The sequence below is a fragment of the Nocardia violaceofusca NBRC 14427 genome (assembly GCF_963869435.1).
GTDB classification, from domain to species: domain Bacteria; phylum Actinomycetota; class Actinomycetes; order Mycobacteriales; family Mycobacteriaceae; genus Nocardia; species Nocardia aobensis.
On sequence record NZ_CAWMPM010000039.1, the window covers coordinates 50,949 to 74,153 of the forward strand.

Annotated in this window: 21 protein-coding genes and 1 tRNA gene; 5 read left to right on the forward strand and 17 right to left on the reverse strand. The window is 69.2% G+C overall.

Annotation, left to right across the window (positions count from 1 at the left end; genetic code table 11):
- Window positions 1-41: 41 nt before the first annotated feature.
- From AC5592_RS29115 to AC5592_RS29155, 9 genes are all read right to left on the reverse strand, one after another.
- Window positions 42-114, reverse strand: a tRNA-Glu gene (locus AC5592_RS29115).
- Between the two features lie 84 nt (window positions 115-198).
- The gene (locus AC5592_RS29120; RefSeq protein WP_157104452.1) at window positions 199-336 is read right to left on the reverse strand and encodes a hypothetical protein; all 138 of its coding nucleotides are present in this window, start codon (window positions 334-336) and stop codon (window positions 199-201) included.
- Between the two features lie 100 nt (window positions 337-436).
- Window positions 437-1,051 (reverse strand): TetR/AcrR family transcriptional regulator, encoded by a 615-nt coding sequence (locus AC5592_RS29125; protein ID WP_036506355.1) that lies wholly within the window; start codon window positions 1,049-1,051, stop codon window positions 437-439.
- A gap of 7 nt (window positions 1,052-1,058) precedes the next feature.
- Window positions 1,059-1,871 (reverse strand): enoyl-CoA hydratase family protein, encoded by an 813-nt coding sequence (locus AC5592_RS29130; protein WP_051025229.1) that lies wholly within the window; start codon window positions 1,869-1,871, stop codon window positions 1,059-1,061.
- Between the two features lie 76 nt (window positions 1,872-1,947).
- Entirely contained in the window at window positions 1,948-3,108 is a 1,161-nt protein-coding gene (locus tag AC5592_RS29135; RefSeq protein ID WP_063066062.1) for an acyl-CoA dehydrogenase family protein, read from the reverse strand.
- Between the two features lie 23 nt (window positions 3,109-3,131).
- Window positions 3,132-5,153, reverse strand: a complete 2,022-nt coding sequence (locus AC5592_RS29140) for an acetyl/propionyl/methylcrotonyl-CoA carboxylase subunit alpha (protein ID WP_036506358.1) — start codon at window positions 5,151-5,153, stop codon at window positions 3,132-3,134.
- An 8-nt stretch (window positions 5,154-5,161) separates the two neighbouring features.
- Window positions 5,162-6,766 (reverse strand): acyl-CoA carboxylase subunit beta, encoded by a 1,605-nt coding sequence (locus AC5592_RS29145; protein ID WP_063066063.1) that lies wholly within the window; start codon window positions 6,764-6,766, stop codon window positions 5,162-5,164.
- A complete protein-coding gene (locus AC5592_RS29150) occupies window positions 6,763-7,914 on the reverse strand; it encodes an acyl-CoA dehydrogenase family protein (protein ID WP_036506364.1) in 1,152 nt (383 codons plus the stop codon). The genes AC5592_RS29145 and AC5592_RS29150 overlap by 4 nt, the downstream gene beginning before the upstream one ends.
- The gene (locus AC5592_RS29155) at window positions 7,911-9,626 is read right to left on the reverse strand and encodes an acyclic terpene utilization AtuA family protein (RefSeq protein WP_063066064.1); all 1,716 of its coding nucleotides are present in this window, start codon (window positions 9,624-9,626) and stop codon (window positions 7,911-7,913) included. Before AC5592_RS29155 ends, AC5592_RS29150 begins: the two co-directional genes overlap by 4 nt.
- A 212-nt stretch (window positions 9,627-9,838) precedes the next feature.
- Here AC5592_RS29155 and AC5592_RS29160 point away from each other — a divergent pair, with 212 nt between their 5' ends.
- The gene (locus tag AC5592_RS29160; RefSeq protein ID WP_167332006.1) at window positions 9,839-9,991 is read left to right on the forward strand and encodes a CG2302 family histidine operon protein; all 153 of its coding nucleotides are present in this window, start codon (window positions 9,839-9,841) and stop codon (window positions 9,989-9,991) included.
- A gap of 12 nt (window positions 9,992-10,003) precedes the next feature.
- Here AC5592_RS29160 and AC5592_RS29165 read toward each other — a convergent pair whose 3' ends face one another.
- The 6 genes from AC5592_RS29165 to thiO form a co-directional block, all read right to left on the reverse strand.
- Entirely contained in the window at window positions 10,004-10,915 is a 912-nt protein-coding gene (locus AC5592_RS29165; protein ID WP_371507527.1) for an adenylate/guanylate cyclase domain-containing protein, read from the reverse strand.
- Window positions 10,916-11,437: 522 nt separating this feature from the next.
- Complete coding sequence (locus tag AC5592_RS29170; RefSeq protein WP_036506370.1) at window positions 11,438-12,196, reverse strand: ABC transporter permease; 759 nt, start codon at window positions 12,194-12,196, stop codon at window positions 11,438-11,440.
- On the reverse strand, window positions 12,196-13,161 hold the full coding sequence (locus AC5592_RS29175; protein WP_036506373.1) for an ABC transporter ATP-binding protein: 966 nt from the start codon (window positions 13,159-13,161) through the stop codon (window positions 12,196-12,198). Before AC5592_RS29175 ends, AC5592_RS29170 begins: the two co-directional genes overlap by 1 nt.
- Before the next feature lie 134 nt (window positions 13,162-13,295).
- Window positions 13,296-14,072, reverse strand: coding sequence for a thiazole synthase (locus AC5592_RS29180; RefSeq protein WP_157122303.1), 777 nt, complete (start codon window positions 14,070-14,072; stop codon window positions 13,296-13,298).
- Window position 14,073: 1 nt separating this feature from the next.
- Window positions 14,074-14,310, reverse strand: a complete 237-nt coding sequence (thiS, locus tag AC5592_RS29185; RefSeq protein WP_063012958.1) for a sulfur carrier protein ThiS — start codon at window positions 14,308-14,310, stop codon at window positions 14,074-14,076.
- A complete protein-coding gene (thiO, locus tag AC5592_RS29190; RefSeq protein WP_063066082.1) occupies window positions 14,307-15,401 on the reverse strand; it encodes a glycine oxidase ThiO in 1,095 nt (364 codons plus the stop codon). The genes thiS and thiO overlap by 4 nt, the downstream gene beginning before the upstream one ends.
- A 147-nt stretch (window positions 15,402-15,548) precedes the next feature.
- Here thiO and thiE point away from each other — a divergent pair, with 147 nt between their 5' ends.
- The gene (thiE, locus tag AC5592_RS29195; protein ID WP_030516618.1) at window positions 15,549-16,253 is read left to right on the forward strand and encodes a thiamine phosphate synthase; all 705 of its coding nucleotides are present in this window, start codon (window positions 15,549-15,551) and stop codon (window positions 16,251-16,253) included.
- Window positions 16,254-16,300: 47 nt separating this feature from the next.
- On the opposite strand, the gene AC5592_RS29200 is transcribed toward thiE, so the two are convergent.
- A complete protein-coding gene (locus tag AC5592_RS29200) occupies window positions 16,301-16,987 on the reverse strand; it encodes an NUDIX hydrolase (RefSeq protein WP_083871321.1) in 687 nt (228 codons plus the stop codon).
- Between the two features lie 145 nt (window positions 16,988-17,132).
- Between AC5592_RS29200 and AC5592_RS29205 the strand changes: the two genes are divergently transcribed.
- The 3 genes from AC5592_RS29205 to AC5592_RS29215 are packed head-to-tail and all read left to right on the forward strand — an operon-like array spanning window position 17,133 to window position 21,955.
- Window positions 17,133-18,482: a GlnX family signal transduction membrane protein gene (locus AC5592_RS29205; RefSeq protein ID WP_036506379.1), complete on the forward strand. Its 1,350-nt coding sequence runs from the start codon at window positions 17,133-17,135 to the stop codon at window positions 18,480-18,482.
- Entirely contained in the window at window positions 18,479-19,450 is a 972-nt protein-coding gene (locus AC5592_RS29210) for a glutamate ABC transporter substrate-binding protein (RefSeq protein WP_063066066.1), read from the forward strand. The genes AC5592_RS29205 and AC5592_RS29210 overlap by 4 nt, the downstream gene beginning before the upstream one ends.
- Window positions 19,451-19,453: 3 nt before the next feature.
- Window positions 19,454-21,955, forward strand: coding sequence for a serine/threonine-protein kinase (locus AC5592_RS29215; RefSeq protein WP_084507368.1), 2,502 nt, complete (start codon window positions 19,454-19,456; stop codon window positions 21,953-21,955).
- 7 nt (window positions 21,956-21,962) lie between these two features.
- Here AC5592_RS29215 and AC5592_RS29220 read toward each other — a convergent pair whose 3' ends face one another.
- A complete protein-coding gene (locus AC5592_RS29220) occupies window positions 21,963-23,159 on the reverse strand; it encodes an acetate/propionate family kinase (protein WP_036506425.1) in 1,197 nt (398 codons plus the stop codon).
- Window positions 23,160-23,205 lie beyond the last annotated feature (46 nt).

Below are 23,205 nucleotides of genomic sequence, written 5' to 3' on the forward strand. Positions count from 1 at the left end.
ACGATGCCCGCCCTCGAAGAGGGCGGGCATCGTCGTGGTTGTAGCCCCGACGGGATTTGAACCCGCGCTACCGCCTTGAGAGGGCGGCGTCCTAGGCCGCTAGACGACGGGGCCGAGAACTGCGCTCCGGCAACCGGAGCCCGGTCAGCTTATCGGTCGCGGGCGACGGCACCAAATCGGGTGCTCACATTCGCGGTCTCAGAAAGGCCGCCCCTGGATGAGGCCGAAGATTCCGGCGATGAAGAACAGTGGGATGAACAGCGCGGTCGCCACCGGATCGCCGTTGAGATATCCCTGCCGGATACCTTCCAGAGCTGCCGCAGAACCCGAATCCATGATCGATTCCCCTCGCTCGATATGTGATGAATGTGCCCGATCACGCTAGCGCAGCCCAGCGCCCTTCTCATCAGCGCTGTTCCCACCACCGGGCGTGATGTCAGTGCGGCGTGTGCAGTCCCATGTGCAGGGTCACCGCCCACTGGTGCACGATCTGCTTGCGGCGGACCGAGTCATCGGTCAGGACGTCGGCCAGCCCCAGGCCGCGGGCCATGTCGAGGGTGGCCTGCACCAGGTGATGGGCGACCGGGTCGGAGTCGTCGACGCCGAGGGCCTCGACGGCCAGGCGATGGGAGACCCGGCCGAAGTGCGCCTCGAGCGGCACGATGCGTTCACGCAACACCGGATCGGCCGCGGCGTGGGTCCACACCTGCAGCGCCGCCTTGAACAGCGGAGTCGTATAGGACTCGACCAGCTGCGCCACCACCGCCTCGGTGCGGCCGACACCCTGCGCCACCCCGGTCACGGCCGCCGCCTCGGCCTTGGACTGGGCCATCCGGGCGTCGAACATGTACTCGAGGGCGGCGGTGATCAGATCCTCCCGGGTGGGGAAATGATGCTGCGCCGCCCCGCGCGAGACCCCGGCCCGTTCGGCGACCACCGCGACAGTGGCCGCCGCCCAGCCCATATCGGCCAGACAGTCGATGGTGGCCTCGAGCAATCGCTGACGGGTGGCCCGGCTGCGGTCCTGCTTGGGTTCGTGCGATGCGGTCATGATCGGTTCATTCTGCCCAGCTGGGTGGGCGGCGCTGGAAGAAGGCCGTCATCCCCTCGATCACCTCGGGCGTGCCGAAGAAACTGCCGGAGCGTTTGGCCAGCTCATCGGCCGTGCGATCGAATTCGGCAACGAGGGACGCATTCACCAGCCGCTTACTTTCGGCCAGCCCCTGCGGGGAGCCCTTGCGCAGTTCGCCGCACAGCCGGGCGACCTCGGCTTCGGCATCGTCGGCGGCGACGGTGATCAACCCGATGCGCTCGGCCTCGGCCGCGTCGAAGGTCTCGCCGGTCTGGTAGTAGCGGGCGGCGGCCCGGGAGGTCAGCCGCGGCAGCAGCGTGAGCGAGATCATGAACGGCGCCAGGCCCAGCCGCGCCTCGGTGAGCGCGAAACTGCTCGACGGTCCGGCGACCGCGATATCGCAGGCGCCGACGATGCCCATTCCGCCCGCGCGCACATTGCCGTCGATCTGCGCGAGCACCGGCTTGTGCAGTTCCACGATGCCGCGCAGCACGTCGATCATCCACCGGGTGCGGATGTCGGCGGCCGCGGCCGGATCGGCGTCGAGCGCTTCCTTGAGGTCCGCGCCGGCGCAGAACGTGTTACCGGTGTGGGTGAGGATCACCCCGCGGGCCCGTTCGTCGGCCCCGGCCTTGCGCAGTCCGTCGAGCAGTTCGCGAACCAGCTTCGAGGACAACGCATTCCGATTGTGCGGTGAATCCAGCGTGAGGACCGCGAAGCCGTCGCGCAGGTCGTACCGCACGAAAGGAGATTCGGCGCCCGTGGTTTCGGTGCCTGTGGTTTCGGTGGTTTCGCTCACGTGTGCATTCCTCCTCGTCCGGTTCGGGTGGTGTCGTCCGGCCGGGCCGCGCACGGGCGGCCCGGACGGTCGCCGCTCAGTACGACTTCGGCAGTCCCAGCGAGTGCTGGGAGACGAAGTTCAGGATCATTTCCCGGCTCACCGGAGCCACTCGCGCGATCCGCGCCGCGCCGAGCATGCCCGCCAGGCCGATGTCCGCGGTCAGGCCCGAACCACCGTGGGTCTGGATGGACTGATCCAGGGCCTTGATACTCGCCTCCGCCGCAGCGTATTTCGCCATATTGGCGGCCTCCGCGGCACCGAAGTCGTCGCCGGAATCGTAGAGGACGGCGGCCTTCTGCATCATCAGCTTGGCCAGTTCGAGTTCGATCTTCACCTGGGCCAGCGGATGCGAGATGCCCTGGTGCGCCGCGATCGGCGTCTTCCAGACCTGCCGTTCCCGGGCGTATTCGACCGCCCGGTCGATGGCGTAGCGGCCCATACCGACCGCCATCGCCGCACCCATGATGCGCTCGGGATTGAGGCCGGCGAACAGCTGCGCGATCGCGGCGTCCTCCTGGCCCACCAGCGCGCTGCCGGGCAGGCGCACATCGTCGAGGAACAGCGTGAACTGGTTGTCCGGCTCGATGATGTCCATCTCCTGGCGGTTCTTCTCGAAGCCGGGAGTATCGGTCGGGACGATGAACAGAGCCGGCTTCAACTTGCCGGTCTTGGAATCCTCGGTGCGCGAGACGATCAGGACCGCCTCGGCCTGATCCACACCGGAGATGAAGATCTTGCGGCCGTTGAGGATCCAGTCGCCACCGTCGCGGCGCGCGGTGGTGGTGATGTTGTGCGAGTTGGAGCCGGCGTCGGGTTCGGTGATGCCGAACACCATCTTCGACGAGCCGTCGGCCAGCCGGGTCAGCCAGTACTGCTTCTGCTCCTCGGTGCCGTATTTGGTGATGATGGTGCCGCAGATCGCGGGCGAGACCACCATCAGCAGCAGGCCCGCACCCTGGGCGGCCAGTTCCTCCATCACCAGCGCCAGTTCGTAGATTCCGGCGCCACCGCCGCCGTACTCCTCCGGCAGATTCACGCCGAGGAAGCCGAGTTCGCCCGCCTCGTCCCACAATTCGTCCAGCGGCTCGTTGCGGCGCGCCTTCGCGGACACGTAGTCGCGGTAGTTGTACTTCGCGGCGAGCTTGGCGACGGCCGCCCGCAGCTGCTTCTGTTCGTCGGTTTCGATGAAACTCATGGACATTCTCCTGTAGTGGGCCGCTATTCGGCGGCGGCTTCGGCCGGTGTCGTGGTCGCTTCGGCATGGACGACCGCCAGCACGGCGCCGACGTCGACCTGTTGTCCCGCAACCACATTCAGTTCGGTCAGCACTCCGGCCGCCGGGGCGGCGATGGTGTGCTCCATCTTCATGGCCTCGAGCCAGAGAATCGGCTGGCCCTTCTCGACGGCGGTGCCGACCTCGGCGCCCAGCCGGATCACCGAACCCGGCATCGGCGCCAGCAACGACCCCTCCGCGACCTGGTCGGCCGGGTCCGAGAAACGCGGAAGCCTGCGCACCGCGACCGGGCCCAGCGGCGAATCGACCGCCACCAGATCGCCGTAGCGCGCGACCTCGAACCGCCGCCGCACCGAGCCACGCTCGCCGGGCACCCCGAGAACCACGACATCCGGTGTGGCCTCGATCAGCTCGAGCCCCTCGTGCCCCTCGACCTCGAGTCCGGAGCGGGTGAGGCGGTAACGCACCTCGTGCGTCCCCGACACCCGGCTCTCGTAGGACTTGCTCTGCGCCTGTGAGGGCAGGTTGCGCCAGCCGCTGGGCAGCGCCGCGCCGACGCGCGCTCGCGCTCGATTGGCGGCCGCGTCCGCCAGTGCCGCGGCGACGATGGACAGCGCCTCGTCGTCGGGTGACACCAGCGGCGCGGCGAGGTTTTCCAGCCCGTGGGTGGCGAAGAACGCGGTGTCGGTGTCACCGGCGAGGAAGGCCGGATGCCGCAGCACCCGCACCAGCAGATCGCGGTTGGTGACCAGGCCGTGGATGCGGGCCCGCTGCAACGCCGTCGCCAGCAGATGCGCCGCTTCCGCGCGGGTGTCGGCGTAGGAGATGACCTTGGCCAGCATCGGGTCGTAGAACACCCCGACCGCCGAACCGTCCACCACCCCGGAGTCGAGCCGTAACCCGGGCTCGGTCAGTACGGTGAATTCGGCTGTGCCCGGGGCGAATTCGATGCGATGTACCGCGCCGCTCTGCGGCTGCCAGTCGTGTGCCGGATCCTCCGCGTACAACCGCACCTCGATGGAGTGGCCGCGCATCGGCGGCGGCTCCTGCGGCAGCCGGTAGCCCTGCGCCACCTGCAGTTGCAGCCGGACCAGATCCAGACCTGTGGTGCATTCGGTGACCGGATGTTCCACCTGCAGGCGGGTGTTCATCTCCAGGAAGAAGAAATCGCCCTGTTCGTCGGCGAGGAATTCGACCGTGCCCGCGCCCGCGTAGCCGATCGCCTCGGCGGCGAGCCGGGCCGCCTCGAACAACCGCGCCCGCATGGGGGCGATCCGCTCGACCAGCGGCGACGGCGCTTCCTCGACCACCTTCTGATGCCGGCGCTGAATCGAACATTCACGTTCGCCCACCGCCCACACCCGGCCGTGGGTATCGGCCATCACCTGGACCTCGATGTGGCGACCGGTTTCCAGGTAGCGCTCACAGAACACCGTCGGATCGCCGAAGGCCGATTCCGCCTCGCGCCGGGCCGCCTCGAGCTGGTCCGGCAGCTCCGCCAGCGAGCGCACCACCCGCATCCCGCGCCCGCCACCACCGGCGGAGGCCTTGATCAGCACGGGCAGCAGAGCCTCGGTGACCTCGGCGGGATCGAGTTCGGCCAGCACCGGGACGCCCGCGGCGTCCATCATCTTCTTGGATTCGACCTTCGAACCCATCTGCTCGATGGCCGCGACTGGCGGGCCCACCCACGCCAAGCCCGCATCGATCACCTGGCGGGCGAATTCCGCGTTCTCGGACAGGAATCCGTACCCCGGATGAATCGCGTCGGCGCCCGCGGCGCGGGCGGCCTCGATGATCAGATCGCCGCGCAGATAGGTCTCGCCGGGAGTGTTGCCGGGCAGCCGGATCGCCGCATCGGCCTCGGCCACATGCGGTGCGTGCGCATCCGCGTCGGAATACACCGCGGTCGTGGCGATGCCCATGCGCCGGCAGGTCGCGAACACGCGCCGCGCGATCTCTCCGCGGTTGGCGACCAGAACGTTCGTGATCGGCCCTACTGTCATCTCAGACCTCACATCCGGAAGACGCCGAAGCCGTCGGCGCCCTTGATCGGGGCATTGTGGATGGCCGACAACGCCATTCCCAATACCGTGCGGGTGTCGCGGGGGTCGATCACACCGTCGTCGTAGAGCCGGCCCGACATGAACATGGGCAGCGATTCGGCCTCGATCTGGGCCTCGATCATCGCGCGCATGCCCTTGTCGGCCTCCTCGTCGAACGCCTGGCCGCGCGCCTCGGCGGCGGCCCGGCCCACGATCGAGATCACGCCCGCCAGCTGCGCACCGCCCATCACCGCGGATTTCGCACTGGGCCAGGCGAAGACGAAGCGCGGATCGTAGGCACGCCCGCACATGCCGTAGTGCCCGGCCCCGTAGGAGGCGCCCATCAGCAGCGAGATGTGCGGCACCTTCGAATTGGAGACGGCGTTGATCATCATCGCGCCGTGCTTGATGATGCCCTTCTGCTCGTACTCCTTACCGACCATGTAGCCGGTGGTGTTGTGCAGGAACAGCAGTGGGGTGTTCGACTGGTTGGCCAGCTGGATGAACTGCGCGGCCTTCTGCGCCTCCTCGGAGAACAACACCCCGCGGGCGTTGGCGAGGATGCCGACCGGATAGCCGTGCAGCTCCGCCCATCCGGTCACCAGGCTGGAACCGTAGAGCGGTTTGAACTCGTCGAAATCGGAGCCGTCCACCACCCGGGCGACGACCTCGCGCGGGTCGAACGGAATCTTCAGATCGGTGGGCACGATGCCGAGCAGTTCCTCGGAATCGTAGAGCGGTTCGATCACCTCGGCGCGCGGACGCGGGGCGGGCCCGGTCTTGCGCCAGTTCAGCCGCCGCACGATGGACCGGCCGATCCGGATGGCGTCCTGTTCGTCGGCGGCGAGATAGTCCGCGAGACCGGATGTGCGGGCGTGCATTTCGGCGCCGCCGAGCGATTCGTCGTCGGACTCCTCACCGGTCGCCATCTTGACCAGCGGCGGCCCGCCGAGGAATACCTTGGAGCGTTCCTTGATCATGACGGTGTAATCGGACATGCCGGGAATGTAGGCGCCACCGGCGGTGGAGTTTCCGAAAACCAGTGCGATGGTGGGGATTCCGGCCGCGGAGAGCCGGGTGAGGTCGCGGAACATGCGACCACCCGGGACGAACACCTCCTTCTGCGTCGGCAGATCGGCACCGCCGGATTCCACCAGGCCGATCACCGGGAGCCGGTTCTCCAGCGCGATATCGTTCATGCGCAGGTTCTTGCGCAGCGTCCACGGATTCGACGTGCCGCCGCGCACGGTCGGATCGGGGGCCACGATCATGCACTCGACACCCTCGACGATGCCGATGCCCGCGATCACCGAGGCTCCCACGTGGAATTCACTGCCCCAGGCGGCCAGCGGCGCCAACTCCAGGAACGGCGAATCCTCGTCGATGAGCAATTCGATGCGCTCGCGCGCGGTGAGCTTGCCGCGCTTACGGTGGCGCGCCATCTTGTCCGGGCCGCCGCCCGCGATGTTCTTGGCGTATTCGGCCTCGACCTCGGCCAGTTTCTCGGTCATGGCGTCGGCGGCGGTGCGGTAGTCCGCCGAATTCGGGTCGATGGCTGTACGGAGAGTGCTCAAGATTGGTACCCCAATCGCTTGGCCGCGAGGCTGGTCAGGATTTCGTTGGTGCCGCCGCCGATGCCGAGGATGCGCACATCGCGGTAGTGGCGCTCCACCTCGGATTCGCGCATGTAACCCAGGCCGCCGAACAACTGAACCGCTTGGTGGGCAACCCATTCCGCGGTCTCCACGGCGGTGTTCTTGGCGAAGCACACCTCGGCGATCAGATCGGTTTCCCCGTCCGCCGCGCGTTCGGCCACGTGCCGGGTGTAGACGCGGGCGACGTCGATGCGCCGGGCCATCTCCGACAGCGTGTTCTGCACGGCCTGCCGGCTGATCAGCGGGCGGCCGAAGGTCTCGCGGTCGCGGCACCACCGCAGGGTCAGATCGAGGCAGCGCTGCGCATGCCCGTAGGCCTGCACCGCCAGCCCCACCCGCTCGCTGACGAAAGCCTGTGCGATCTGGGCGAATCCGGAGTTTTCGGCGCCCACCAGATTCGATACCGGCACCCGCACGTCGACATAGGACAGTTCGGCGGTGTCGGAGGCCAGCCAGCCCATCTTCTCCAGTTTGCGGCTGACCGTGAATCCCGGCCGATCCTTCTCGACCAGCAGCAACGACACCCCGGATGCGCCGGGGCCACCCGTGCGCACGGCGGTCACCACGTAGTCGGCGCGCACCCCGGAGGTGATGAAGGTCTTCGCGCCGTTGACCACGTAGTCGTCGCCGTCGCGCACCGCGCTGGTGGTGAGATGGCCGACGTCGGAGCCGCCACCGGGTTCGGTGATGGCCAGCGAGCCGATCTTCTCCCCCGCAAGAGTGGGCTTCACCCAGCGTTCGATCAGTTCCGTGTTGCCGGACGCGGCCATGTGCGGCACCGCGATACCGCAGGTGAACAGGGAGGCGAACAGTCCGCCCGAGCAGCCGGCGTAGTGCATCTCCTCGGCCACGATGGCCGCGTCGATCCCGTCTCCGCCCGCACCGCCGACCGCCTCCGGGAACTGGATGCCGAGCAGTCCGAGCGCACCGGCCTTCTTGTGCAGTTCACGGGGAATCTCACCGGCACGCTCCCATTCGTCCAGACCGGGCAGCACCTCGCGCTCGGCGAAACCGCGGACGGTAGCGCGTAATTCACGCCGCTCGGGCGTATCCCAGACACTGCTCACGGTAGTAACTCCACGGGTATGTCGATGTGGCGGGACCGCAGCCATTCGCCGAGTCCCTTGGCTTGCGGATCGAATCGGGCCTGGTAGGCGACGCCGAGGCCGAGCAGGTCCTCGACGATGAAGTTGACCGCCCGCAGGTTCGGCAGCACGTGCCGGGTGACGGTGAGCTTCGCGGTCTCGGGCAGTAGCGCCCGCAGCGTGTCGACGGTGAGGGTGTGCACCAGCCACCGCCACTGGTCGTCGGTGCGCACCCACACTCCGATATTGGCGTTTCCACCCTTGTCGCCGCTGCGGGCCAGAGCGATGGAACCGAGTGGGACACGGCGTGTTTCACTCGCCGGAAGCGGCTTCGGCAGCTCGGGTTCGGCCACCTCGTCCAGCTCCCGGGTCCGCGCGGGCGGGGCGATCGGCACGCGCGTTCCGTCGGGCAGTACCGCGGTGTGCGCGACCTCGGTCGCGTCGACATAGCCCGCGGTGTAGACGCCGTAGGGCGCACCGTTTCCGGGCGGGGTGGTCATGGTGAAGCCGGGATAGCTGGCCAGCGCCAATTCGACTGCGACACTGGAGAATGCGCGTCCCACCTTATTGGGATCGGAGTCGCGGACCACGCAGCGCAGCAGGGCGCTGGCCTGTTCCTCGGTCTCGGCGTCGGGACGGTCCAGCCGCGACAGCGACCAGTCCAGTTCGGCCGGGCGCACCGGCAGCCAGCTCTCCAATTGCCGCTGTGCCAGTGCGGCTTTGGCCTCGATGTCGAGACCGGTCAACACGAAGGTCATCTCGTTGCGGAAGCCGCCCAGGGTGTTCAGCGAGACCTTCAACCGCGGCGGCGGCGCCTCACCGGTCACGCCGCTGATCAGCACCCGGTCGTCACCGTCGGCGGCGAGCCGGATGCTGTCGAGGCGTGCGGTGACATCGGGTCCGGCGTAGCGCGCGCTCTGGATCTCGTACATCAGCTGCGCTTCGACGGTATCGACGGTGACCGCGCCACCGGTGTTCGCGTGTTTGGTGATGACGCTGCTGCCGTCGCGGCGGACCTCGGCGATCGGGAAGCCGGGACGGTCCGGATTCTCGATCTCGGTGAAGAACGCGAAGTTGCCGCCGGTGGCCTGGGTACCGCATTCGATGACGTGCCCGGCTACCACCGCACCCGCCAGGGCGTCGAAATCGTCTCGGGCCCAGCCGAAGTGGGCTGCCGCCGGTCCGACGACCACGGAGGCGTCGGTGACCCGGCCGGTGACGACGATATCGGCTCCGGCGTTCAGCGCCTCGGCGATACCCCACGCGCCCAGGTAGGCGTTGGCGGTCAGCGGTGCGCCCAAGCCCAGTTCCTGGGCGCGCGGGAGCAGGTCGTCTCCTTCGACGTAGGCGATCTTCGGTGTGAGGCCGAGCTTTTCGGCCACCTCGGCGATCCGCTGCGCCAATCCCGCCGGATTGAGTCCGCCCGCGTTCGCGACGATGCGCACGCCGCGCTCGAGCGCCAGGCCGAGGCAGTCCTCGAGTTGCCGGACGAAAGTCTTGGCATAGCCGAGGGAAGGATCCTTCATCCGGTCGCGGCCGAGGATCAGCATGGTCAGTTCGGCGAGATAGTCACCGGTGAGCACGTCGAGTTGCCCGCCCTCGAGCATCTCGCGCATCGCGCTCAACCGGTCGCCGTAGAAGCCGGAACAGTTGCCGATCCGGAGGACCTCCGGATCGACGCCGAGACTCGTCATCTGCGCGGCGCCTCCTCATGCGACGTGCCTGCCGCAGCGGCTGTGCTGCGTCGGGTTCCAGGTTCACATCGGGTACAGAAAAAATCAAGCCTGCGTGCTTGTTAATTGCCGAAAGCGCAGGTAGAAACTGCGCCGGCCGACCCGGCCGCTATCGCGAACCGGCCGAACCGGCCGGTGTCCGGTGCTCTCGAGCCACCGGGCAAGATGGCAGGGTGTCCAATTCCGTGATCGTCGTACTCCTGCTGGCCGTGGCCGGATTCCTGGTCGGCGGCGCCTTCACCATGTGGAAGAACTCCCGGGTGCTGTCGGTGATGCTGGGCGTCTGCGCGGTCCTCGCGGTCGTCGGCGTGGTCACCTGGTGGTAGACCGCCCGGCGCCTAGTCTCCGGCGAGGCGGAAGATGCGCATCCCCTCCGGAACGCCGTTGAGCGGTGCGGCGAACATGCTGCGCCGATAGGGCTTGGCCGCGACCTCGAGTTCCTTCAGCGTGCTCGGCTCCAGCGCTTCGAGAGTGGTCTCCGAGATCATCGTGTTGCCGTTGCCGCCGGCCTCCATCACCCGGGCGGCGATGGTGACGTCCACCCCCAGCCAGTCGCCGCCGATCTCGCGCGGCGTCCCGGTGTGCAGACCCGCCCGCATACGCGGCCGATATCCCGCCACCTCGACCCGGTCCAAGTTCTTCTTCGCGGTCAGCACCGCACGCACCGCACTGTCCGGGGAGGCGAAGACCGCCATCACCCCGTCGCCCATGCGCTTGACGACCTGACCGCCCCGATCGACGATCGGCGGTTCGATGGCTCGCGCCACCCGCCGCAGCAACTCCAGCGTCGCCTCGTCACCGGCCGACAGCGACCATCGCGAGAACGCCACGAGGTCGGTGAAGACCACCGTGATCTCCGCACTACCCTTCCCGCGGCCGACGCGCTCCAGCATGGCCTGCCAGACCTGCAGCGCGCCCAGACCGAGCTCCTTGGCCGCGCTGGGATTGTCGCCCACGATCTTGTCGGCCGCGCGGGCCACCGCCCGCGCACCGCCGGGCCCGGACAGCGACAGCGGGTCGCCGAATGCGGGATCGCCGGGCAGGCTCTCGCGCGCCTTGCGAATCACGCCGATGACGTCGGCGCGCTGATTGGCCGCGGCCATCAGCGAGGACAGCTGATCGGATCGGCGCCGGCCGAACGAGCGCAGGCGAGATTCGGCCTCGTCGGCCGGCGTGAGCGGAATCACGATCTCGACATCCGGATCGAGCCCGGGATCGACGCCGGATTCGGGCCGGTCGACCGGCAGCACCGTATCGGCTCGTGTCGTGTCGCCGTTTCGACGGTTGTCCGCACCGGAACCGGTCCCCCTTTTGCCCCGCCTACCGGCGGTGCCGTTGCGACGCGACCCCGAACCGCCCGTGCGGTTTCGCGCATCTCCGGGACGGGCTGCGCGGGACGCGTTTTCGCCGTCGCCGGAAGGTCTTTCGCTCACATCCCGAGCGTAGCCAATGATCGCCACCTGCCACCTCTCTATCGGACGGAGCGGGCACAGCGCTGGGTCCGCCGATGGATAACGTGTTGGTTGCCCGGCCGATGTTACCCACCGGCTCTTCCACACGGAAGGTCCAACGGGGCTGTTAACCAAGGCTTTGCACACAGCACACCGGCCTGATGCACAGCGCGAAACGGCTGCACATCAGGCCGGTGATCGTCACATTCGCCGGGCAGTGGCGGCTGTGACCGGGATAGCAGTCCCCCGACAGGACCGCCCTCCCGCTCCCGGGCTTCGCGAGGGTGAGCGCCCGGGAACGGGCAGGTATCAGGTTGTGGATCAGGCGTCGCGGCGGTCGACCACGATGAGCGCGGCACCGAAGACGACCGCCACGAAGACGATGAAGTAGACCAGCCCTCCCCACGGCCCCCAGTGCCAGTGCGCCGCGGAGGTGCCCTCCCCGAGGAACCGGTTGATGTTGGCGAAGGGCAGGAACGGCTGCACGCTGCGGCCGAAGCTGCCGAAACTACCGAGCAGCGTCTCGATCAGCAAGGGCCACAACACGATCAGCGAAATCGCCGCGGCCGACTGCCGCACCAGGGCGCCGACGCCGACCGACAGGATCACCGCCAGGAAGGCGTAGATCGCCAGTCCGTAGAGCGCGCGCCAATCGGCGTCGGAGTTCAGGCTCATCTGCCGCCCCGCATCGCCGGCCAGCGGTTTCGCGATGAGATAGGCCAGCAGACCCAGCACGAAGGTCAGCACCGCCGCGTAGGCGCCGGTCAGCAGGGCCTTGGTGGTGAGGACCAGGGACCGGTTCGGGGTCGCCTGGAAGGTGGTCCGGATGATGCCGAAGCGGTATTCACTGGTCACGGTGAGGGCGGCCATGATCATCAGAACCATGACGCCGAAGCCGGAGACACCGACCATGGCGCCGGCCGTGGTCAGCGTCGATTCGTTCTCATGGCCCATGCTGGCCCGCGAGACGCCCGCGATCAGGGCGGCCAGACCCAGGCCCAGCGCCACGACGATCGCCGAGCACCACCATGGTGACCGAGTCGAGGTGAGTTTGATCCGCTCCGCGGCGACGATACCCATCAGAGCGCACCTCCCATCGCCTGCTCGACACCCTCACCGTGGTACTGCACCGCACCTCCGGTCATCCGCATGAACGCCTCCTCGAGCGAAGCCTGTTGCGGCGCAAGCTCATACAGGGTGATGCTGTTCGCGCCCGCCAATTTGCCGATGGCGTCGCTGGTTTCCCCGACCACCACCAGCGCGGGGGCGGTGTCGGCCGATCCTTCCCGGTCGGCCGCGCTGCCGTCCTCGCGCACGGTCATCCCGTTCGAGGTGAGCAGGCTGCGCAGCTCGTCCAATTGCGGACTGCGCACCCGCACGGTCGATTCCGACGACTTCGCGATGAAGTCCTTGGTGTCGGTGTCGGCGATCAGTCTGCCGCGCCCGATCACGACCAGATGGTCGGCGGTCTGCGCCATTTCCGACAGCAGATGGCTCGACACCAGCACGGTGCGCCCCTCGGCGGCCAGCCGCTGCATGAACCGCCGGATCCACAGAATGCCCTCGGGGTCCAGTCCGTTGACCGGTTCGTCGAACAGCAGCACCGGCGGATCGCCGAGCAGCGCCCCGGCCAGGCCGAGCCGCTGCGACATGCCGAGCGAGAATCCGCCGGCCTTCTTGTCGGCGACCTCGGTCAAGCCCACCAGCCGCAGCACCTCTTCCACCCGGCCGGCCGGAATGTCGTTGGCGGCGGCCATCCAGCGCAGATGCGAGCGAGCCGACCGGTTCGGATGGACCCACTTGGCGTCCAGCAGGGCGCCGACCGCGCGCAGCGGATGATCCAGCTCGCGGTAGCGCTTGCCCTGGATGACCGCCGTCCCGGCCGTGGGCTGATCCAGGCCGAGGATCATCCGCATGGTGGTCGACTTACCGGCGCCGTTCGGGCCGAGGAACCCGGTCACCTTGCCGGGTGTGACCGTGAACGACAGGTTCTCGACGGCAACGGTCGCACCGAAGCGCTTGGTAAGACCTCTGCATTCGATCATGGGCACCAGTCTCCCCGAGAACGCGGCACGCGACCATCGCTCACAGGTCGCGAGTCCGGTCATCCTCGAGGATGAGGGGGACCCCTAGGGTCCCGGTGAGCTCACCCAGCCCCGACCTGGGGACATCCCCGTGTTCACACCGCGGGAGAGGAAGCCTGGGCCCAGAACCGCTTGGGGATACGCCCGGCGTGGCGGGCCAGGTGACCGGCCTGCACCGCGGCGGCCATCGCCGTCGCCATCCGGGCCGGATGCCGGGCACGGGTGACGGCGGTGGCCAGCAGGACGGCCGAACAGCCCAGTTCCATCGCCAGAGCGGCGTCGCTCGCCGTGCCGATTCCCGCGTCCAGCACGACCGGAACCCCGGCGGCCTCGACGATCATCTCGATATTGTGCGGATTGCCGATGCCCAGCCCGGTGCCGATCGGCGAACCGAGCGGCATGACCGCGGCACAGCCGGCATCCTCCAAGCGGCGCGCCAGGACCGGATCGTCGGTGGTGTAGGGCAGCACCACGAAGCCGTCGTCGACCAATTGCTCTGCGGCCGCGACCAATTCGATGGCATCCGGCAGCAGGGTGCGTTCGTCGGCGATGACCTCGAGTTTCACCCAATCGGTTTCCAGCGCCTCGCGCGCCAGCTGCGCGGTGAGGACCGCCTCGGCGGCGGTGCGGCAACCGGCGGTATTGGGCAGCGGGGCGATGTCGAGGCGTTTGAGCAGATCGAGCACGCCCGTTCCGCCCGCGGCGTCGATCCGGCGCATGGCGACGGTGGTCAATTCGGCACCGGAGGCGACCAGCGCCTCCTCGAGCACCGCCAGATTCTCCGCACCACCGGTGCCCATGATCAGCCGGGAGCCGAATTCGCGATCGGCGATGCGCAGCGGCTCGACCGGCCGCGATTCTGTGCCCGGAATGTCAGCCACCCTGCACCGCCGTCAGGACCTCGATCTCCCAGCCCCGGCCGACCGGCTCGTCCCACCGCGACTTCGGGAACAGTGAACCGTCCACCGCCAGGGCCACGCCGCGGCACGGCAGTTCCAGACGCTCGAGCAGTTCCCGGACGGTGAGCGGCTCCGCGAAGACGTGCTCGGTGCCGTTCACCGTGACGCCGACGGGAATCGATGGGGACGCGGAACTCGGTTGCGCGGTCACTGGTTACCTCCTGATGATGATGCGGGAGTAGCGGTTTCGGCGGTGGCGAAACGGTGCGGGTCGGCGGCCTTCGCCTCGGCGAGGACGTCGTCTGCCAGCAGCGCCGCCACCGCGTCGACGGTGATCGGTACGCCGAGAATGCCGTTGCGCCCGTGCCCGGTGGCGGCGATCACCCGATCCGAGAGCCATCCGATCAGCGGCAGATTGTCGGGGGTGCCGGGACGTCCGCCCGCGGCGGCCTCCGCCAGTTCGTATTCGCCGAGGGCCGGCCACACCGCTTCCGCGTCGGCGATCAGATCGCGGACCCCGGCCACGGTCACGGTGGTGTCGAATCCGGCCTCGTACTGCGTGGCCCCGACCACCAGGCCGTCGGCGCGCGGAACCAGATAAACCGGCCGGCCGTGCACCCGCGCGCGGATCACCGAGGACGGCGGCGGCGGAGTGCCCGAGCGCCGGCGCAACCGCAGGATCTCGCCCTTGACCGGGCGCACCGGCAGCTCCCACAGTCGCGCGCTGGCCGACCCCGCGGCCAGCACGATCCGGTCGTGGTCGAGTTCGTCCACAGCCGTCACGGGTGTGGGATCGATGTGCACACCGGCCTGTTCACATCCGCGGCGCAGGGCCGCGAGCAGCAGGCGATTGTCCACCGCCGGCTCGTCCACGGCCAGCAGACCGGCCCGGACGGTGCGCGAGAGCCCGGCCTCGGTCGCGCGGACCCCGGCCCGGTCGAGCACGCGCATCGCATATCCGTGGCCGGCGCAGAAGTCGGCGATCGTGCGCAGGTCGGCGGCATCGGCCGCGTCCAGTGCCAGGGTGAGGGTCTGCCGGGCCACGAAGACGTCCACCCCGGTGGCCTCTCGCAGCCGGGCGCCGAATTCCGGCCAGCGCCGCAGCGACGCCGCACCGAATTCGAGCAGGTCGTCCTCACCGGGCCAGCCCTCCGAGAGAGGAGCGAGCATGCCGCCCGCGACCCAGGACGCGCCGGACCCCACACCGGGATCGAGAATCGTCACCGACCAGCCCTGTTCGGCGGCCCGCCAGGCCACCGACAGACCGATCACACCCCCACCCACGACGGCCAGACTTCGCATCACTCCACCTCGCTCGGGTCCCGGACTCGCACGGACCGCGCCGTGCACGGCCGACACCGGGAAATCGGCGTTCCCGCGCGGCCGCCATCGCTGCGGGAATGCCCTCTTGTTTCGCCTCTCCACGGTAGCGCGGCTACGGTCGAAGCCGTGCAACCGTCCCAACCGCAACGCCCGATGGCACCGCGCGAACGCCTGGCCTCGGCCCGGCTCTACCTGTGCACCGACGCCCGGCGCGATACCGGTGATCTGGCCGCATTCGCCGAGGCGGCGCTCTCCGGTGGTGTCGACATCATCCAGCTGCGTGACAAGGGTTCGGCCGGCGAGGCGAAGTTCGGGCCGCTCGAGGCCGGCGCCGAACTCGGCGCGCTGGCCGAACTGAAGGCCGCCGCCCGCCGCCACGGCGCGCTCGTAGCGGTCAACGATCGCGCCGATATCGCACTGGCGGCCGGCGCCGATGTGCTGCATCTGGGCCAGGGCGATCTACCGCCCTGGTACGCCCGCCGGATCGTCGGGCCGGATGTGGTGATCGGCCGATCCACCCACAATCGCAACCAGGCCGGGCTCGCGGTCGTCGACGAGCACATCGACTACTTCTGCACCGGGCCGGTGTGGAATACGCCGACCAAACCGGGCCGCACCGCGGCGGGTATCGAGTTGGTGCGCTCGACCGCGGAGTCGCATCCGACCCGGCCGTGGTTCGCGATCGGCGGGATCGATCGCGACCGCCTGCCGGAGGTGCTCGCGGCCGGCGCCGACCGGGTGGTCGTGGTGCGTGCGATCACGGCGGCGCGCGACCCGCAGGCCGCCGCCCGCGAACTCAAACAGCGGTTGCTGGAGAACGCGGCGAACTGATACACAGCCGTACACATGGGGAGGACACGGCTATTCACATACGGCGTTCAGTCCAGTACCTGGTCCAGGGTCAGCACCAGCGTTTCCTCGTACTGCGCGTACCCACCGGATCCGTTCTCGCCGGATCCGTTCTCGCGCTGCGCGATCCGGGCGGTCGGCGCGGCGACATCGTGCGTGTCGAGCCACAGGAAGCCCCGATCGGCGAGGTCGATCGTGCGCGGCAGCACCGCCGCGATGGCGGCCGCCTCGGCCAGTCCGTCCAGTTCGAGCCGGGCCGCGGCCGCGCGCAGCCCGGGCCACGCGACGGCGAATCCGGGATGCAGCGGCCGGGCGTCGACCTCCTCCTCGGGGACCCACGCCAGTTCCGCGCTTTCGCGATTCGCGGTGGTCGCCAAGGTTTCCGACACATCGGCCACCACGGTGGTGTAGGTCCAGCCGGAGTCCGCGGTACTCGTCACCCGGCTGCCGCGCACCCGGACCGCCTCCGGATCGATTCCGGCTTCTTCCTGCGCCTCACGGACCGCAGCGTGCACGCTGGTCTCATGACTGTCGCGTGCACCACCGGGCAGCGCCCACGTTCCACCCTGATGGCTCCACGGCGCCCGGTGTTGCAGCAGCACCAATGCGCCGCCGCCCTGCCGGGGTGCCCGCAGCAGCAGTCCGGCGGCCCCGAACAGGCCCCACTGCCGCGTCCCATCGGGGCTTTCCAAGAAGCCGTCTCCGTCACCGCGCATGCTCCGCCTCGTCCCGATCCGCGCCGGCGTCCTGACCGCCGGCCTCCGGTACCGCCGTCGTGACCGACACATATCGGGCGGTACCGGTACGACCACAATAAGCTCAGTCCGCACAATGCAACCCGCTGAACGAACGGAGGTGGGCATGGCTCGAATCGGGCATTCGCAGCTCGACGAGCTGTCCCCGCGGGCCGCGGCTGCCGCCGTGCGCAGCCGGCTCGACGCGACCGATGTCCGCGCGTTCGCGCGCTCGTCCCCCGCCCGGCTGATCGCGCTGGGCCTGTTACTGCTCGGGCTGTGCCTGATCGCCGGCGCCGTCACCTCCGCAGAGGTGGGCCACCGCCAGCACGCCCTGGACTATCTGCTCGACGAGGCCGAACCGGACGCCAATTCCGCACAGCATCTCTACACCTCGCTGTCGGTGGCAGATGCCGCCGCAGGCACCGCCTTCATCTCCGGGGGGCTGGAGCCGAAACCGGTGCGCGATCGCTACGACCAGGCGGTCGGCGAGGCAGCGGCGGAGCTGGTGGCCCAGTCCGACAACGCCGGCACGCCCGGCTCGGTCACACCCGATGCCGACACCCGGCTGCGCACCGGTGTGGCCACCGAACTGCCGGTCTACACCGGCCTCATCGAGACCGCGCGCGCCAACAACCGCGAAGGCCATCCCGTCGGCGCCGCCTATCAGAGCGAGGCGTCGAATCTCATGCAGACCACCATGCTTCCGACCGCGCAGGAGTTGCAGGAGCACCGGTCCGCGGCGATCGCGGCGACCCAGCGCCAGCACGTGCGGCCGCCGTGGGCGGCGATCGTGCTGCCGATCCTGACGCTCGCCGCACTGGTGGCGGCGCAGTTCTATCTGGCCCGGCGCTGGCATCGAGTGCTCAACCCGGGTCTGCTGGTGGCCTCCGGCATTCTGCTGATCCTGCTGGCCTGGACGGTGATCGCCGGATCGTTCTCGGCGGTGGCGACCACCTCGGGACGCGACGACGGCGCGGTGCCGGGCGCCCAGCTGACCGAGAGCCGCATCCTGGCCCAGCAGGCGCGGGCGGCGGAGACGCTGAAATTGGTGCGCCGCGATGCCAGCGGCGACTACGACCACACCTACGACACCGCCACCGCACGGCTCGACGATCTGCTCACCCACTATCCGGGCGGCGCACCGGGCGCCGACGATGTGCGCAATGCGCATGCGGCACTGGGCCGTTGGCGTTCGGCCCATCAGCGGATGAACGACGCGCTGGGCCGCGGCGATTTCCCGGCCGCCACCGCGGTGGCGATCGGCGCGGATCCGGCGCAGGCCAGCGCGGCGGTCGACACCCTCGACAACGCGCTCGCCGCCGGTATGGGTGAAACGCGGAATACGTTGCGCGGGGAGATATCCGATGCCGCGCGGTCGCTGGATTTCCTGGCCCCGGGCGCACTCACCCTGGCCGCGCTGGCGGCGGTGTTCGTGGTGGCCGGGCTGTGGCCGCGTTTGAGGGAGTACCGATGAGAGCGAGGCGGGTCGCGGCAGCGACATTGGCGGCATCGGCCCTGCTGGCCGGCGGTTGCGGCGGTGCGCCGAGCGCCCCGCGCACCGGCGGCAGCGGCACCTACACCGAACCGCCACTGCCGGCCAATGCCGTTGTGACACAACCACAGTCGGCACCCGCCCCCGCACTCGAACCACAATGCGGTAATCCCACCGCCAGCCTGCGTCCCGGCGCCGATCACGGGCCCGCCCTCGACGCCGTCCGCGCGCGCGGGCGATTGCTGGTCGGGCTGGATCCCGGCAGCAATCTGTTCAGCTTCCGCGATCCGATCAGCGGCACCCTCGCCGGCTTCGATGTCGACGTCGCCGCCGAGATCGCGCGCGATCTGTTCGGCGATCCGCGCCGCATCGAGTACCGGATCCTCGGTTCGGCGGATCGTGAACGGGCACTGCAGGATCACAGCGTCGACGTGGTGGTGAAGACCATGACCATCACCTGCGACCGACGCCAGCGCGTCGATTTCTCCACCACCTACCTGATGTCGCATCAACGCGTCCTGGCGGTGAAGGGATCCGGCATCACCTCGATGGCGGATCTGGGCGGTAAGCGGGTCTGCGCGGTGGGCGGCACCACCTCGCTCGACCGGATTCGGCACATCCAGCCGACGGCCGCGATCATGACGGTGCCGACCTGGGCGGACTGCCTGGTGGTATTGCAGCAACGCCAGGTCGACGCGATCAGCACCGATGACGCGCTGCTCGCCGGGCTGGCGGCGCAGGACCCCTACGCCGAGGTGGTGGGCCCCGCCCTCAGTGACGAGCCGTACGGCGTCGGCGTTCCGAAGGGTAACGACGATATGGTCCGATTCGTGAACGCCACCCTGCAGCGGTTGCGCACCGACGGCACCTGGGATCGGCTCTATCAGCATTGGCTGGCGCCCGCGCTGGGCCCCGCGGCCGGACCGCCGGAACCGACCTATCGGGACTGATCCATGTCCGAGCACCACGACTTCCCCGAACCCGAGTACCCGCCGGCATCTCGCACGCCCGCACCGGAATCCGATGAGGATCCGACGACACCGCAGGCCCGCCACGACCCGGAATCGCCGGAGACCCGGAAAACTCCCGGGCCTCGGCAGATCCATGGGACGCAGCACATCCATGGAACTCAGCGCGCCGACCTGCCCACCGCCGCAACACCTTTCACCGTGTCGGATACCGCCGCGGCCACGGCCGGCACCGGCGGGCCCGACACCTCGTCGTATCCGAGCGAGCCGAGTCGCCCCACCGGACGCAGCGGGCGCACGGTCCGCTCCCGCCCCACGGTCCGTCGCCTGGGCGCCGGTCTGGTGCCGATTCCGGCTGTGCCGCAACTGGATCCGATGGTGGCGGTGCTCGCCGATCCGGTGGTGGCCGAGGGACGGCGGTACTGCTGGCGCTGCGGCCGGCCGGTCGGGCGCACGACGGCCGCACACGCCGCCACGGCCGTCGGCATCTGCGACAACTGCGGCGCACCCTACGATTTCCGCCCGTACCTGCGGGCCGGCGATCGCGTCGCCGGGCAGTACGAGATTCAGGGCTGTATCGCGCACGGCGGGCTCGGCTGGATCTATCTCGCGATCGACCGCAATGTCAGCGACCGCTGGGTGGTGCTGAAGGGCCTGCTGCACGGCGGGGATGCCGAGGCCCAGGCCGTCGCCGTGGCCGAACGCCAATATCTGGCCGAACTGGCCCATCCGAGCATTGTCAAGATCCACAACTTCGTCGAACATCCCGGTCCCGGCGGCTCGCCGATCGGCTACATCGTCATGGAGTACGTGGGCGGTCGCTCACTGCGTGATCTGCTCGACAGCCATCCGCGGCCGGAGCGGATGCCGGTGCCGGAAGCGATCGCCTACATCCTGGAGATCCTGCCCGCGCTGGAATACCTGCACGCGCTGGAACTGGCCTACAACGACCTCAAGCCCGACAACATCATGGTCACCGAGGATCAGGTGAAACTGATCGACCTGGGCGCGACGGCACCGTTCGACTCCTACGGAAATCTGTACGGCACCAAGGGTTTCCAGGCACCCGAGATCGCCACCACCGGCCCCACCGCCGCCACCGACATCTACACCGTCGGCCGCACCCTCGCGGTGCTGACCGTGAACATCCCGATGGTCGCCGGCCGCTACACCGACGGCATTCCGCATCCGGATGCCGAACCGGTCCTGGCTCGCTACGAATCCCTGCATCGGCTGCTGCTGACCGCGACCGATCCCGATCCGGACCGCCGGTTCCCGTCGGCCCGGGTGATGACCACTCAGCTGGCGGGTGTGCTGCGCGAGATCCTGGCCGCCGAGACCGGTACCGAACATCCGCAACTGTCGACGCTGTTCAGTCCGCCGCGCACCAGTTTCGGCACCGACGAACTGATCGGCCAGACCGATGTCTACGCCGACGGCGTGGTCCGCGGCAAGAACCTCACCGCCCGCGATATCGCCGCCGCCCTGCCGGTCCCGCTGATCGATCCGGCCGATCCGTCGGCCGCGCTGCTGGCCGGGACCGCGCACTCCGAACCGGAACACGCCCTCGACGCGGTGCGGGCCGCGCGGCGGCGAGCCGAGACCGCGCCGGGTGGTGCGCCGGACAGTTTCGCCGCCGAGGCCACCCTGGCCGAGGTTCGCGTCCACCTCGATCTCGACCAGCCGGCCGCGGCCCGCGAGCTGCTGGACAACCTGGACCACCTGGGCGAACACGATTGGCGCACCGACTGGTTCCAGGGCCTGATCGCGCTGCGCGAGCAGGACTACGAACGCGCCTACGACAGTTTCGACGCGGTGCTGTGTGCGCTGCCCGGTGAGATCGCGCCCAAACTCGCCATCGCCGCGACCGCGGAACTGGTTCTGCAACAGTGGGATTCGCCCGACCCCGCGCAGTGGCGGCACTGCGCCGAGAAGTTCTACGCCACGGTGTGGCGGACCGACCGCGGCGTGGTGAGCGCCGCCTTCGGGCTCGCGCGGCAATTGGCCGCCGACGGCCGGGTCGCCGCCGCGGTCGCGGCCCTGGACGACGTTCCCTCCGCCTCCCGCCACTACACCGAGGCGCGGCTGACCGCGGTCCTGCTACTGCTCACCGCACAACCCGCCGAGCCCGGTGATCCGGAGTCCGGGGACGTCGAGACACCGCAACCCGCACAGGTCGACGCCGATCGGCTGGAGGAGTCCACCCTGCACGTCGCCGCGGCACGGCTGCAGGCCCTGCCCGCCGCGGAACGCCGGGTCGCGCAGCTGCGGGTCCTGGTTCTGGGCACCGCGCTCGCGTGGCTGCAGGCCGGTCACCGCCCACAAGCGTCCGGCAGCACCCTGCTCGGGCAGCCGTTCACCGAACGCGGGCTGCGCCGCGGGATCGAATCCGGGCTGCGCGCGCTGGCCCGCACCGCCCCCGGCCGGACCCACCGGTACGCGCTGGTGGATCTGGCGAACGCGATCCGCGCCAAGAGCTGGTTCTGAGTCCGGTTCAGCCCACCAGCGCAGCGGCCGCCCGGGCGATGGCCAATTCCTCGTCGGTCGGCACCACCAGCACGGCGACCTCCGTGCCCGGCGGCGAAATATGGCGCGCCGCACGATCTTTCGCGGCGTTGCGCGCGGGATCCACCGCGATGCCGAAGCGTTCCAGGCCCGCCAGCGCATCGGCGCGCACCTGCGCGTTGTTCTCCCCCACTCCGGCGGTGAAGGTGATCGCGTCGACCCGGCCCAGATCCACCAGATAGGCGCCGATGTAATGACGCAACCGATGCACGTAGACGTCGTAGGCCAGCCGGGCCGCGGCATCCCCGGAATCGATCAGGTCGAACAGTTGCCGGAAGTCGTTGACCCCGGACAGGCCCTTGATGCCGGAGCGGCGGTTGAGCAGTTCGTCGATGCCGTCGATATCCAGCCCCGCGGTCCGCGCCAGATGCAGCGGAATGCCCGGGTCGATATCGCCGGATCGGGTGCCCATGACCAACCCCTCCAGCGGCGTCAGTCCCATGCTGGTGTCGACCGCCCGGCCGCCGCGAATCGCCGACGCCGAGGCGCCGTTACCCAGATGCAGGACGATCTGGTTGTGCGTGGCCGGGTCGCCGCCGAGCAGTTCCGAGACCCGCCCGGACACGTACTCGTGCGAGGTGCCGTGGAACCCGTAGCGCCGGACGCCGTGCGCGGCGGCGATCCTCGCGTCGATGGCGTAGGTCTTGGCGGCGTCGGGCAGTCCGTGGAAGAAGGCGGTGTCGAACACCGCGACCTGCGGTGTTTCGGGCAGCAGGTCGCGCGCGGAGCGGATGCCGGTGACGTTGGCCGGATTGTGCAGTGGCGCCAGAGCGGAGAGCTTGTCGATGGATTCCACCACGGCATCGGTGATCAGGGTCGGTTCGTAGAAGATCTCGCCGCCGTGCACGACCCGATGGCCGACCGCCGAGAGCCCCTCGCCGCTCAGATCGTGACCGCTGCGGGCGAACAGGTCGAACACCACCCGCAGACCCGCGGCGTGATCGGCGATCGGCCCGGTGTGCTCGAATTTCTTTCCGTCACTGTGATGTTCGACGGTCACCTCGTCCTCGGACACCGGTTCCCCGATGCGCGACACCAGCCCGGAGGCCGACACGTTCGCCGAAACCGGGTCCAGCAGTTGATATTTGATCGACGACGACCCCGAATTGATCACCAATACCTGCATCAGCCCTCCAGTGTCCTGCGGGGCACCCGCACCCGGTCGGCACAGC

Excerpts from the sequence above, each read along its gene's own strand:
- AC5592_RS29120 (WP_157104452.1), bottom strand. The coding sequence starts at position 336 with ATGGATTCGGGTTCTGCGGCAGCTCTGGAAGGTATCCGGCAGGGATAT.
- AC5592_RS29125 (WP_036506355.1), bottom strand. The coding sequence starts at position 1,051 with ATGACCGCATCGCACGAACCCAAGCAGGACCGCAGCCGGGCCACCCGT.
- AC5592_RS29135 (WP_063066062.1), bottom strand. The coding sequence starts at position 3,108 with ATGAGTTTCATCGAAACCGACGAACAGAAGCAGCTGCGGGCGGCCGTC.
- AC5592_RS29140 (WP_036506358.1), bottom strand. The coding sequence starts at position 5,153 with ATGACAGTAGGGCCGATCACGAACGTTCTGGTCGCCAACCGCGGAGAG.
- AC5592_RS29155 (WP_063066064.1), bottom strand. The coding sequence starts at position 9,626 with ATGACGAGTCTCGGCGTCGATCCGGAGGTCCTCCGGATCGGCAACTGT.
- AC5592_RS29170 (WP_036506370.1), bottom strand. The coding sequence starts at position 12,196 with ATGGGTATCGTCGCCGCGGAGCGGATCAAACTCACCTCGACTCGGTCA.
- AC5592_RS29175 (WP_036506373.1), bottom strand. The coding sequence starts at position 13,161 with ATGATCGAATGCAGAGGTCTTACCAAGCGCTTCGGTGCGACCGTTGCC.
- thiO (WP_063066082.1), bottom strand. The coding sequence starts at position 15,401 with ATGCGAAGTCTGGCCGTCGTGGGTGGGGGTGTGATCGGTCTGTCGGTG.
- AC5592_RS29200 (WP_083871321.1), bottom strand. The coding sequence starts at position 16,987 with ATGCGCGGTGACGGAGACGGCTTCTTGGAAAGCCCCGATGGGACGCGG.
- AC5592_RS29205 (WP_036506379.1), top strand. The coding sequence starts at position 17,133 with ATGGCTCGAATCGGGCATTCGCAGCTCGACGAGCTGTCCCCGCGGGCC.
- AC5592_RS29210 (WP_063066066.1), top strand. The coding sequence starts at position 18,479 with ATGAGAGCGAGGCGGGTCGCGGCAGCGACATTGGCGGCATCGGCCCTG.
- AC5592_RS29215 (WP_084507368.1), top strand. The coding sequence starts at position 19,454 with ATGTCCGAGCACCACGACTTCCCCGAACCCGAGTACCCGCCGGCATCT.
- AC5592_RS29220 (WP_036506425.1), bottom strand. The coding sequence starts at position 23,159 with ATGCAGGTATTGGTGATCAATTCGGGGTCGTCGTCGATCAAATATCAA.